The 12,084-nt window shown below is 59.8% G+C and carries 8 protein-coding genes; 4 read left to right on the plus strand and 4 right to left on the minus strand.

All coding sequences use genetic code 11. The features are described from left to right. Positions 1 to 13: 13 nt before the first annotated feature. Positions 14 to 874 carry a pseudouridine synthase gene (locus RBB62_RS04965; protein ID WP_309397626.1) on the minus strand — a complete coding sequence of 287 codons (861 nt, stop codon included), beginning with the start codon at positions 872 to 874 and terminating at the stop codon, positions 14 to 16. On the opposite strand from RBB62_RS04965, the gene RBB62_RS04970 reads away from it, so the two are divergent. The 3 genes from RBB62_RS04970 to RBB62_RS04980 are packed head-to-tail and all read left to right on the plus strand — an operon-like array spanning position 858 to position 2,385. Further along, a complete protein-coding gene (locus tag RBB62_RS04970; RefSeq protein WP_309397627.1) occupies positions 858 to 1,265 on the plus strand; it encodes a rhodanese-like domain-containing protein in 408 nt (135 codons plus the stop codon). The two genes, RBB62_RS04965 and RBB62_RS04970, sit on opposite strands and share 17 nt — an antisense overlap. Further along, positions 1,262 to 1,678, plus strand: coding sequence for a MauE/DoxX family redox-associated membrane protein (locus RBB62_RS04975; protein WP_309397628.1), 417 nt, complete (start codon positions 1,262 to 1,264; stop codon positions 1,676 to 1,678). The genes RBB62_RS04970 and RBB62_RS04975 overlap by 4 nt, the downstream gene beginning before the upstream one ends. Continuing rightward, positions 1,675 to 2,385: a DUF1573 domain-containing protein gene (locus tag RBB62_RS04980; protein WP_309397629.1), complete on the plus strand. Its 711-nt coding sequence runs from the start codon at positions 1,675 to 1,677 to the stop codon at positions 2,383 to 2,385. The genes RBB62_RS04975 and RBB62_RS04980 overlap by 4 nt, the downstream gene beginning before the upstream one ends. Here the strand turns inward: RBB62_RS04980 and uvrA are convergent. Together uvrA and RBB62_RS04990 are read right to left on the minus strand one after the other, a co-directional pair. Then, positions 2,318 to 7,918 carry an excinuclease ABC subunit UvrA gene (uvrA, locus tag RBB62_RS04985; protein WP_309397630.1) on the minus strand — a complete coding sequence of 1,867 codons (5,601 nt, stop codon included), beginning with the start codon at positions 7,916 to 7,918 and terminating at the stop codon, positions 2,318 to 2,320. The two genes, RBB62_RS04980 and uvrA, sit on opposite strands and share 68 nt — an antisense overlap. A gap of 83 nt (positions 7,919 to 8,001) precedes the next feature. Then, complete coding sequence (locus RBB62_RS04990; protein ID WP_309397631.1) at positions 8,002 to 8,562, minus strand: TetR/AcrR family transcriptional regulator; 561 nt, start codon at positions 8,560 to 8,562, stop codon at positions 8,002 to 8,004. Positions 8,563 to 8,691: 129 nt separating this feature from the next. Between RBB62_RS04990 and RBB62_RS04995 the strand changes: the two genes are divergently transcribed. Beyond that, complete coding sequence (locus RBB62_RS04995) at positions 8,692 to 11,076, plus strand: hypothetical protein (protein ID WP_309397632.1); 2,385 nt, start codon at positions 8,692 to 8,694, stop codon at positions 11,074 to 11,076. A gap of 86 nt (positions 11,077 to 11,162) precedes the next feature. On the opposite strand, the gene RBB62_RS05000 is transcribed toward RBB62_RS04995, so the two are convergent. Then, complete coding sequence (locus tag RBB62_RS05000; protein ID WP_309397633.1) at positions 11,163 to 11,948, minus strand: hypothetical protein; 786 nt, start codon at positions 11,946 to 11,948, stop codon at positions 11,163 to 11,165. Positions 11,949 to 12,084: the final 136 nt, after the last annotated feature.

Consider the following 12,084-nt stretch of genomic DNA (forward strand, 5'->3'; position numbering starts at 1 on the left):
TTCAGTCTAACAACTATTTTGAAAAGAGAAAGTCCAATTCCTTTTTTGTGATCTCGCGAATGCCGCCGCGGGGGATGCCCTTCATGGGTAAATTACCCATTTGGAAGCGCTCCAGCTTGTCCACGAAGTAGCCAAAAGCTTCGAACATGCGGCGAATCTCGCGCTTGCGGCCTTGCTCCAGGTGGACTTCCAACCTGCGGCCCAGGTCCTGACCCTTGGTGGCCATGACGATCTTTTTGGCCTGTAGCATTTCGCCATCGCGGCGCACGCCCTTGATCAGCTTGGGAATCAGCTCGGTGTCAAAGTTACGACTCAGCTTTACACGGTAGCGCTTTACGACGCCGCCGGAAGGGTGGGTGATGCGCTGGGCGAGGTCACCGTCGGAGGTTAGGATCAGCATGCCTTCGCTTTCTTTGTCGAGACGGCCGCAGCAGATCAGTTTGTCGCTCGCGAGCTCGGGCGGCAGCAACTGATAAATCGTCTTCGAGTTATGCGGGTCACTATGGCTGCAGATGTAGCCCTTGGGCTTGTTCAGGAGCAGCACCCAGCGCTTGATTTTGCGCGCATTAACTCGCTGGCCCTCGACTTTGACGACGTCTTTGCCGGTCACGACCTTGTCGCCCAGCTGGGCGAGCTTGCCGTTGATGGTCACAACGCCTTCCTCGATCAGGGTTTCGGCCTTGCGGCGCGAGCAATAACCCTGCTCGGACAGGTATTTTTGTAAACGTATGGCTTCAGGCTCTGGCATGGGAAACCAAACATTCATCAGGGCAAACACGCGGCGGCGCAAGCGATTTATGCGAACGGCGCTTGCATGATCAATAATTTCGGGCAGCGTTACCTCGATGTCCTGGTGGATGCAAACCCTGCTCATTCTGGTCCTCGCGCTGGTGGGGGCGGCGGGTAGCTACCTGACCAACGAGCGGCCCGAGCCCATAGAGCTCATACAGGACGCCTGGATGCGCACTCCGGAAGACGTTGCTGGCTTGGGCGCAGTTCTGTGGGTCGATGCCCGTAATGTCGACCAATACCATGTCGGCCACATCGAAGGCGCGGTGAACGTCTCCCTGCAAGATTGGGACATCGGCCTCGGAGAACTGCTCACTGTCTGGTCACCCGAGCAGGACATCGTGGTCTATTGCGACGGCGAAGGCTGCGCGCTGAGCCGTGAAACGGCGGAAAAGCTCCGCGCCGATCTGGCGACGGACAACATTTACTGGCTGCAAGGCGGCATTCAGGCCTGGGAGGAGTTTACGCTGCGATGAAGCTTATTGCGCACATCCTCGCGGTCGCGCTTGGTGGATTTTTCATTTACGCGGGTGTCGGCAAGATCGCCGCGCCGGTCGATTTTTTTGAATCGATCCTCAACTACCAACTCGTCGGCGCTGAGCTGGCGTGGCTCGTGGCAATGTTTCTACCGTGGCTGGAGGTCTTGGCGGGCGCAGCGCTTATTTGGCCCAAGCTACGTTGCGGCGGGTTGCTCTGGATCGGCGGCATGCTGCTGGTGTTCATCGTGGCGTTGATCACCGCCCTCGTGCGTGGTCTCGACATCGAGTGTGGCTGCACCGGCACCGGCGGTAGCTCGGTGACATACACATTGATACAAGACATCTTCCTTCTTGCAGCAATCGTGGCGATCTGTTTATTGGATCGAAAACCACAGACTCATACCGCATGAAGCACATAAGCATCATTTTCCTTTTACTTGCCGCGCTAACTTTGCGCGCGGAACTCGTTTTTGAAACCACGCGCGTCGATGGCGGCACGGCGAAGACCGGCGAAAAGGAATTCGTCGCGAAGTTCCCGTTTAAAAACACGGGCGACACGGCCATCACGATTCTGCAAGCCAAGTCTAGCTGCGGATGCACCGTGCCCAAGCTGCCCAAGAAAACCTACGCTCCCGGCGAGTCCGGCGAGATCGAGGCCGTCTTCAGCTTTGATGCACGCACTGGCCTACAAAAGAAATCCATTTCCGTGATGACTGATGGTGAGCCCAAGCGCCTCACGCTAAACTTAAAAATCACCATCCCCGAAGTCATGACGCTTAAGCCGCGCGTGCTATTTTGGAGCCTTGGCCAGGAGCCGCTTGAAGCCAAGCAATTCCAAGTCGTGCTCGGGGAGGGAATTCAGGCTGACGTAAAATTGGTTGGCGATGCGCCCGCTGATTTTGACGTCACTCTTGCGCCAGCAGAAACCGACATGGCGGACTACACGATCACCGTTATGCCCAAGTCTGAAAAGGCTACCCGCGGCAAGTTCAAGATCGCGGCGTATGATGCCGAGGGCAACATGATTGCCGATTCCTACGCCTTTGCGATCACCCGCATACCAAGGTCTTCAGGTAAGGCGCTGTCGGGGAATTCGCCTGCGCCGCAAGCCCCTTAACTTCGCCTTGGTAAAGGATTTTGCCGCCGCCTTCGCCGCCCTGCGGTCCGATCTCAACGGCGTAGTCCGCCTCAGCAATCAGGTCCAGGTTGTGCTCAATCACGATCACCGTGTGGCGCTGATCCACGAGCCGATGCAGTAGCTCGATCAGTCGCTGGCAGTCGCTCAAATGCAGGCCAATCGTCGGCTCTTCGAGGATGTATAAATTACGCCGCAGGATGTTGCGCGACTTCTCCTTAAAGCTCGGTAAGCCCGCCGCCAATTCGCTGACGAGCTTCAAGCGCTGCGCTTCGCCGCCGGACAGGGTGGGGCTGCTTTGGCCGAGCGTCAGGTAGCCCAAACCGGTTTCGACCATGAGCTTCATCAGGTCGCCGAGGCGCGAATGAAAATCAAAAAACTCTGCGGCTTCCTCGAAGGTCATGTCGAGCACGTCGGCAATGTTTTTTCCGTTCCAACGCAAGTCGAGCAGCTCCTTGCCATAGCGCAGCCCGCCGCATTCGTCGCAGGGCTGGTAGCTGTTCGGCAGAAACGCCATCTCCAGCTTAATCCGCCCCGCGCCCTTGCAAGTCTCGCAGCGGCCGCCCTTGGTGTTAAACGAAAACGCGCCGGGCGTGAGGCCGCGCATCTTCGCCTCGGGCAGCGTCGCAAACACGTCGCGAATAATGTCGAATGCGCCAATGTAAGTCGCCGGTGTCGAGCGCGGCGTCTTGCCAATCGGCGCCTGGTCGACCTCGATCACCTTGCGGAACGCGTTGCCGTCGAACAGCTCGGTAAACGCATCGGGGGTCGCGGCGAGGGACGACTTCTTGGTCAAATCTTTCGGTGTGAGCTTGCGCTTGTTCGCAGCGATGGCGGCGTCGACCGCCGGGTGCAGCAGGTCGCGCATCATCGTACTTTTGCCCGCGCCGGAAACGCCGGACACCATGATCAGACGCTCCAACGGCAGCCGCAACTCGCCGCCCTTGAGGTTGCGCAAATTCGGATCGCGCAGCACCAGCCAACTTGGCTCCTTGGCGCGGGAGCGCGGGCTCCACTTCTTCGGCAGCTTGCGATAGCTGCCACGCAGCGGGTGCGGAATGCCGTCGCGGAGCAGGCGGCCGGTCAAACTTTCCTCGGCCTTGGTGATCGTTTGGTAGTCACCCTGCGCGAGCAGTCGTCCGCCGTTGACCCCGGCGCCGGGCCCGAGGTCGATAATGTTGTCCGCCGCGCGCATCGTCTCGTCGTCATGCTCCACCACGAGCAGCGTGTTGCCGTTGTCGCGCAACTGATGCAGCGATTTGATCAAGTCGTCGTTGTCGCGCGCATGCAGGCCGATCGACGGCTCGTCGAGCACGTAGAGTACGCCCGCCAGATTCGAGCCCAGCTGCGCCGCCAAGCGAATGCGCTGCGCCTCGCCGCCAGACAAGGTCGCCGTCGCGCGATCGAGCGTCAGGTAACTCAAGCCCACGCGGTCCATGAACTTCAGGCGCTCGGTCACCTCGGGCACGATCTCCGCCGCGATTTTTTTACCGCGCGCATCGAGCTTCAGGTTGTCCAAAATCGCCAACAAGGCCGAGGGCGGTAGCGCCAGCAGCGCGGGCAAAGAAATGTTCTCCGCATCGCCGTCGACAAACTTCTTCAGCGCCGACTTTTTGACCGGCACACGCACCGCGCGCGCAATCGAGCTCAAGCGCTCGCCATGACAATCGGGGCACTCCGACCCACCTTCGACGTCGTCCGGAATTTCTTCGTAGTCTTCGTGGTCGAGCATCCAATCGTGGATCATGCCATGACCGCGGCAGGTCTCGCACCAGCCCTTGGGCGAGTTCCAAGAGAAGTGCTTCGGGTCCAGCTCGGGGAACGCTTCGCCCGTTGCCGGATCGGTGCGGCTGGTCGAAAACCAAGCCAAAATCTCGCCGCCGTTGGTCAGCAAAAAGCACGAGCCTTTGCCGAGCTTCAGCGCCTCGCCCAAATACGCTTCTGCCTTCTCCCTTCTCGCATCTCCCTTCTCTTTGCCCAAATCCAGCGCGAGCTCGATGTCGTGCTCGCGGTAGCGGTCGAGCTTTTCAAACTTCGCGACCTCTACCAACTGGCCGTCGCAGCGCAGCAACTCGTAGCCGTGGTCCTCGGCCCAGTTGGCCAGCGGCTGATGGTGACCCTTGCGCGAACGAATCAGTGGCGCGCAGAGGTAAAGCGATTTCGCCTTCTTTGCTTCGGGGGATTTCACTGCTGTCGCCAGGCGCTTTTTGATCGAGGCCAGGCTTTGCGCGGCCACGGGTTCGCCGGTCGTCGGGCTGTGCTGGATGCCGACCTTCGCGTAAAGCAGGCGCAGGTATTGAGCAACTTCGGTGATCGTTGCCACGGTGGATTTACGCGTGCCGCGCGTGATGCGCTGCTCGATGGCGACCGTCGGCGGAATGCCGCGCAAGTCATCGATGTCGGGCCGCGGCAACTGCTCCACGAACTGCCGCGCATAGGACGACATGGATTCGAGAAAGCGGCGCTGGCCTTCGGCAAAAATAATGTCGAACGCGAGCGACGATTTGCCCGAGCCGGAAACGCCCGTCACCACGTTGAACACGCCATGCGGAATCTTCACGTCCAGGTTGCGCAGGTTGTGCTCACGCGCGCCAGACACAATGACCGACGTTTCGCTGCGCGTGGTCGGCGTGGATTCGGCGGCTTCGAGCGCATTACTTTGCACTGCAAAGTCGATGATCTTGTCGCTGCCATCCAGCGCCTCGCGCAGGTAGTGTGCAGTCTCGGTTTTCTTCTTCGCGGCTTGCGGCGGCGTGCCTTCGAAGACGACCTGGCCGCCTTTATCGCCGGCGCCGGGCCCCATCTCGATCAGCCAGTCCGCGGCGAGAATCATGTCCAGCTGGTGCTCGATCACCACGAGGCTGTGACCGTGGTCGACGAGTTTTTGCAGCACGGCGATCAGGCGTTTCACGTCGTCGCGATGCAGACCGGTGGTCGGTTCGTCGAGCAGGAGCAGCGCGGGCAGCTCCTTTTTCTCATCGAAGCCGCTCAGGTATTTCACGAGCTTCAGGCGCTGTGACTCACCACCGGAGAGCGTGTTGAGCGGCTGGCCGAGCGGCAGGTAGCCGAGGCCCACATCGGTTAGCGCGGCGAGCTTGCTCTCTATCTTCTTCTGGCCTTTGAAAAATGCGCGCGCGTCGTGGACCGTGAGCGCGAGCACTTGGTCGACGGATTTTTCCTTCCAGCGCACGGCGAGAATCTCCGGCTTGAAACGCTTGGATTCACAGATGGGGCAGGGCACGTAAACGTCGGACAGGAACTGCATTTCCACGCGCTCGAAGCCGAGGCCTTGGCAATGCTCGCAGCGGCCCTGGCCGGAGTTGAAAGAAAAATGCGAGGCGGTCAGGCCGTCCTGCCGCGCCTGCTCGGTGCTGGCAAAAAGGTTGCGAATGCCGTCCCACGCGTCGGCAAACAACGCGGGGTTGGAGCGCGGTGTCTTGCTGACGGGCGACTGATCGACGAGCACAATGTCGCCAAACAATTCCTCGCCGGTGATGCTCTTCACAGCGGCAGGGTTCTCACTTACTTTGCCACGCAAAGTTAACACGCCCTGGTGGATGACGTTGTCGATGAGCGTAGATTTGCCCGAGCCGGAAACACCGGTCAGCGCGACGAAGCGGCTCAGAGGAATCCGCACATTGACCTTGTCGAGGTTGTGCTTGCACGCGCCTTTGATCGCGAGCGCCGGTTGCTTCTTGGTTACTTTGCGACGCAAAGTTGGCGGCGTAATCGTCTCCGTGCCGGAAAGGTATTGGCCGGTGATGCTTTCCCTGGCCGTCGCAATTTGCTTCGCCGGGCCGGCATAGACCACGCGGCCGCCGCCGCTGCCGGGCTGCGGGCCGATCTCCACGAGCCAGTCCGCCGCGCGCATCACGGACTCGTCGTGCTCGACGACGACCACGGTGTTCCCTTGCTCGGTCAAGTTGCGCAGGATGCGGACGAGGCGGTCGATGTCGCGCGCGTGCAGGCCGATGGACGGCTCATCGAGCACGAACAACGTGTCGACCAGCGATGCGCCAAGGCAGGACGTGAGGTTGACGCGCTGGGCTTCGCCGCCGGACAGGGTGCGGCTGGTGCGGTCGAGCGTCAGGTATTCGAGGCCGACTTGCGTCAGGTAATTCAGGCGCGTGAGGATGTTGTCCAGCGCAAGCTTCGCGGGCTTGTATTCGTCGTCGAGCGCAGGCGCGTCTTGGATCAGCGCGTGGAGCTCGCCAATGGGCATCTGGTAAAGTTCGGGCAGTGTGTGGCCGCGCCATTTCCAGTTGAGCGCCTCGGGGACGAGACGCGAGCCGTGGCAGTCAGGGCACTCGGTGTAGCTGCGGAAGCGCGACAGGAAAACGCGCACGTGCATCTTGTAGGTGTTGCCTTCGAGCCACGCGAAAAAGCGCTTCACGCCGTACCAGGCCTTGGGCCATTCGCGGTCGCCTTCGCCATAGCCGGACTCGCCTTCGAGCACGAATGCGCGGTGCTCGTCGCTGAGTTCGCGCCACGGCACATCCATCGGCACGCCGTATTGCTTGGCGGCTTTTTTGAGGTCGCGCAGGGACTCGCTGTAAACTTCGCCTTGGAACGGCTTGATCGCGCCTTCGGCCAGAGTGAGCGTTTCGTCGGGCACGACGAGGCGGTAGTCGATCTCGATGACGCGGCCAAAGCCCCGGCAACGCGGGCACGCGCCGACGGGTGAGTTGAAGGAAAACAGATTTGCCGTTGCGGGGCTGAAGGTCTGACCGGTCGCGGGCGAATGCAGGCCCTCGGTGTAGCGCTCGATCGTGGTCGGCGCATCGTCTTCCAGGACTGCTAGTAGCAACTGGCCTTGGCCGAACTTCAGCGCCGTGGTCGCGGCGTCGATGAAGCGCGCGCGCTGATTGCTGGCGAGCTTCACCTTGTCGACAATCACCGCGATGGCGGCGTTGTCCGGGACCTTGGCGGCGTCAATTTCATTAACGCGCACCACCGCGCCATCGTGGAGCACGCGGGTGAAGCCCTGGCCGGAAATTGAGTCGAGGATCTGCTTCCACTTGAGCTTGCCCGGGCGCGTGATTTCAAACATCACGAGCGCGCTTTCGTTGGCGTGCTCCTTATGCGCGGTGCGCCAAATGCTCTGCGGGTTGTCGTCGTGGATGGGCTTGCCGGTGGCCGGGTCGATGAGCTGACTGACCTGGCCGAACCAGACTTTGAAATAGTCACAAAGCTCGGTCATTGTGCCGACGGTCGAGCGCGAAGTCTTAACGGTGTTGCTTTGACGAATCGCGATCGACGGGCGGATGTTTTCAATCGAGTCGACCTTGGGGCGGTCGAGCATTTCGAGGAACTGCCGCGTGTAGGGCGAGAACGTTTCGACGTAGCGGCGCTGGCCCTCGGCGTGCAGCGTGTCGAACACGAGCGAGCTTTTCCCCGCGCCACTGAGGCCCGTAACGCAGATCAGCTTGCCGAGGGGCAAATCGAGGTCTACGCCCTGCAAATTGTTTTGGCGGGCACCGCGCAGGCGGATGGTCTGGGCATCGGGGAAAGGCATAAGCCTGCACCATTTGCCAGAAATCGGAATAGTGCAAGTCTGCGCACGAAAATAATTTCGTCGTGCCGAATCTTTTTGCAGGCCTACAGCAAATTATCTGCGAGGCGTTCAGCTTCGGTGGATTCGACGGCAGGGGCAGGCGGTGCTTCGACCGGATCGAAAGCCGAGGCGGCGAGAAGCGGCGTGACATCGGCTGCCTCAATGCTGCCCAGCGGCACGGCGGCGAGCAGGCTCAGTAGGGACGCCGCGGCGTCGTCTTGTGGCTTGAGCAGCTCACGGGCGTCCTGCCAAAATTGATCACGCTGGCGGCGGTAGGATTGCGTGAGCGGGTTGTCTGCGACGCGTTCCCAGTTTTGCACGCAGGCGCCGAGCGGGTTGTCGGCGAGGGCGCGGCAGAAGTTGCGGTAGAAGCTGGGTAGGTCGCTGTCGAGCATCGCGGCGGCGGAGGGAAAGAGCACCTCAGTCTTGCCAATGAACTCCAGCAAGCCATCGAGTCCGGAGAAGTAGCGATAGATCAAAACCTTGTCCACTCCGGCGCGCGCGGCCACGGCGTTGACGCCGAAACTCTGAAAACCTTCCTCAGCCAACAGGCCTATTGCGGCGTCGACGATGCGCTTTTCAGTTTGCTGGCGGTTTCGCTTCATGTGCAGTCTTAGTTAACAAGAGGTCCCCCCGCAGTGTCAATCGCAGCACTGGCCAAGTTTTCATAAAAACTTGTTAAAATGCTGATTTCGAGCACAGTATGAGGTGTGGAGACTGCATCGAACGACACTGTGCTACGGTTTTTCAAGGCCGGGGGATTCAATCAGCTATGCCTGGAAAAGGCCGAAGACATCCGCCTCGTACTGGATTTGGATGAGACTTTGTGGGTGGCCTCCAGTTGCCCGGTTAAGGGGCTGGATATCGACGAGAACACGCTTAAGTTGTTTGACTTCGATGGCGATGGCCGCATCCGTCCGCCGGAAATCAAGGAGGCGATCCGGTGGTTTACGGATGTGCTGGCCGACTACTCAACCGTGACTGAAGGCCGCGACTGGATCGAGCTCAAGCAGCTCAATGCCGACAGCGAAAAAGGCGCCGCGCTGCTCAAGTCCGCTCAGCGCATTTTGTCGAACCTTGGGCGTCCGGAAGATGATAGAATTACCTTGGCCAACGCACTCGACCGCAGCGGCATTTTCTCTCAGGTCAAGAGCAACGGCGACGGCGTTATCCCGGAAAACGCGGCTGAGAAAGACGAGACCAAGCAAGTCATTCGCGACATCATTGCGGCTATGGGCGGCGAGGCTGACCTCAGCGGCGATGTCGGTGTGACGACGGACAAGGTTAATGCGTTTTACCAAGCCGCGCAGGATTTTCTCGATTGGTGGGTGCAGGGCTATCCGGCAGATAAAATTCACCAGCCGGGCTACGTGCCGCCGGTGCAGGAGGAGACGCCGCTGTCGCTCGAAGACGCCATCGACAAAGGCGCCGAGGCCGAGGCTGCGCTTGAAGACGCGCCCGAAGTCAAACCTGCGCCGGTGTTGGACTTGCCCGAGCGCGATGCGGCGATATTCCCCCTTGGCGCGGACACCCCGGCGGCCTACGGCGCGATCCAGGCGCTGCGCAGCAAGGTGGAGGAGTTCTTTGCCCAGCGACGTATTGCGGCCTTTGACGCGCGTGCGGTGACGTTTATTAACTTCCGCGACAGCGACCTGACCGACGGCGGCAAGCGTGACGAAGGCAGTCTGCGTGAAGTCATGCTCGGCCTGCCGCTGGCGCATGTGACGGCCGACTCCGACCTGCCTTTAACCAAGGGCGTGAATCCGGCTTATGCCGACGCCTTGCTCGCGCTGAAAATGCGCGCGGTGACGCCCCTCATCGGTGAGCGCGATGTGCTGACCGTGGAAGACTGGGCTACGCTGCTGGGCAAGCTCGCCGCCTACGAAGCGTGGATCAACGCCAAGAAGGGCGGGGCAGTGGAAAAGCTCGGCGCCGCGCGCTTGGGTGCCATTCTCGGCGGTCCCGAAAAGCAGGCCATCGAAGCGCTGATTCAGGTTGATTCCGCGCTCGCGGGCGAAATCAAGTCCGTGGAGGAGGTGGAGAAGCTCTTGCGCTACCACTGCAATCTCTTCCGCTTGCTACAGAATATCGTCAGCTTCCCGGAGTTTTACGACATGGAGAAGCAGGCCATTTTCCAGACTGGCTCATTGATCATTGACGGTTGCGAGTTAACCATGTGCGTCGAGGTGCTCGACATGAAGGCGCACCCGGTTATTGCCGAAAAGTCCGGCATTTTTCTGATTTACCTGGAAGCGAAGCGCAAGGATCAGCCGGCGCCGATCCATGTCTGCGCCGCGGTGACGAGCCGCAGCGCTGGCCGCATGAGCGTGGGTAAAAATGCGGTGTTCTACGACCGCAAGGGCCGCGACTGGGACGCGAAGGTCACCAAGGTCATCGTGAACCCCATCAGCCTGCGTGAATCCGCCTGGGCGCCGTTTAAGGCGATCGGCGACCTGATTACCTCGCAGATCGAGAAAATCACGCAGTCTCGCCAGAAAGCCATCGAAAAGGAAATCACTGGCACGATGACCGAGATGGATAAAAACGTGACTGCGAAACCTCCGCCTGAGGTCGATGCCAAGCAGAGCAGCAATAGCGGCGGCGGCATGGGTATGGGCGGAATGCTGGCTGGCGGCGGTGTGGCGATTGCGGCCTTGTCGTCGTCGTTCGCTTACATCGCGCAGCAGGTCAAGGAGTTGCCCGACGTTTACTTTATCTACACTGCGGTGCTGATTATCTTTTTTGTTGTCGCTCCGTCGGTGCTGCTCGGCTTTTTCAAGCTGCGCGCGCGGGACATTGGCATGATGCTCGAAGCATCAGGCTGGGCCATCAACGGCCGCATGCGCATTAATCTCAAGCTCGCGCACGGCCTGACGCATGTGGGCAAGTTCCCCAAGGGCTCCACGCGCGTGGAATACGCCTACCTGAGCGAAGACGGCCGCACGCGTCGTCGCCGTTTCTGGACACGCTTTGGGATTGGCGCACTGGTGGTGGGCGCGGCGTTGTGGTGGCTCACCTACGAGTGGGACGCCACGGTCGAGGCGGAGGCTCTGCCGGCACCCGTGGTGGTGAAGCAGCCGGTTGCTGCGCCGGTTGCGGATGTTAAGCCTGCAGAGTAGAAGACGTTCTTAAACACACACAAAAACGCCGCCTTGGAAAGCTCCAGGGCGGCGTTTGTTTTTAAAAAGGTGTTTGCGGAGAAGCGTTACTTCTTGCGGGACTTGCGAGCAGGCTTTTCTTCCTCCTCTTCTTCGTCCTCGTCGTCTTCATCATCGCCGAGGTCGTCGCCGTCTTCGTCGTAGCCTTCCTCGCCTTCGCTTTCCTCGTCGTCTTCGTCCTCGTCCCACTTCATGGTTTCGTCCTCTTCGATCTTTTCGTCTTCTTCGTCGAGGTCGGGGAAGGATTCTTCGATGTCGTCTTCCTTGCTGGAGGTGGAGTCTTCATCGCCGTCGAGCTCGTAGCCATCCGGCACGAATTCGAGGATGTCGAGTAGCTCGCGGAACACGTGGATGGCGCGGCCTTCCATGAAGTCAGCGTTCTGCTCTTCGCGCAGGTCGTCTTCGAGTTCTTCCACGGTGAACTTCTGCTCGAACTCGATGAGGTCGTTCAGGAGTTTCACGCGCATGTTGGTGACGTGGTCGATGCAGTCGGCGTAGGGGCCTTTTTCTTCGTCGATCACGTCGGGAAGTGCGAAGAGGAGTTCTTCGGACTCGAAGAGGCTTTCATTGGTGCGCACCAGGCGTAGGCGCTGGTCGTCCAATTTTTTATCGATGCGGAACTTGAAGAAGGCGTCTTCGAATACAGAAGCTTGGAAGTCGTAGTCGCGCAGGGGGTCGAGCAAGTCCATGAGGTGTCCGATCTGACGCGGGTCAATAATGCTGAGACCATCGACATCCCAGTGGATTTCGTCGCTGATTTCTTCGACCCACCAGTTCATGTCTTCGCCCAGTCGGACGATGCACCACTCAAGTTTTGGAGCTGATTTTGGCATGTTGTTCTTGGGAAACGTTTTTCGTGATAACTAGGGCTGCTTTTATTGTAGTTAGTGAATGCACGTTGAGAGAGTTTCACTCGTCGTCAAGGATTGATGGAGATATTTTTTGCTTTCCAAGTTAAAAGTGGACAGT

Source organism: Cerasicoccus maritimus, assembly GCA_031296935.1.
GTDB classification, from domain to species: domain Bacteria; phylum Verrucomicrobiota; class Verrucomicrobiia; order Opitutales; family Cerasicoccaceae; genus Cerasicoccus; species Cerasicoccus maritimus.

What these genes read in the sequence shown, in the direction of transcription:
- RBB62_RS04975 (WP_309397628.1), top strand. Translation starts at nt 1,262, where the DNA reads ATGAAGCTTATTGCGCACATCCTCGCGGTCGCGCTTGGTGGATTTTTC.
- RBB62_RS05000 (WP_309397633.1), bottom strand. Translation starts at nt 11,948, where the DNA reads ATGCCAAAATCAGCTCCAAAACTTGAGTGGTGCATCGTCCGACTGGGC.
- RBB62_RS04990 (WP_309397631.1), bottom strand. Translation starts at nt 8,562, where the DNA reads ATGAAGCGAAACCGCCAGCAAACTGAAAAGCGCATCGTCGACGCCGCA.
- RBB62_RS04980 (WP_309397629.1), top strand. Translation starts at nt 1,675, where the DNA reads ATGAAGCACATAAGCATCATTTTCCTTTTACTTGCCGCGCTAACTTTG.
- RBB62_RS04965 (WP_309397626.1), bottom strand. Translation starts at nt 874, where the DNA reads ATGAGCAGGGTTTGCATCCACCAGGACATCGAGGTAACGCTGCCCGAA.
- uvrA (WP_309397630.1), bottom strand. Translation starts at nt 7,918, where the DNA reads ATGCCTTTCCCCGATGCCCAGACCATCCGCCTGCGCGGTGCCCGCCAA.
- RBB62_RS04970 (WP_309397627.1), top strand. Translation starts at nt 858, where the DNA reads ATGCAAACCCTGCTCATTCTGGTCCTCGCGCTGGTGGGGGCGGCGGGT.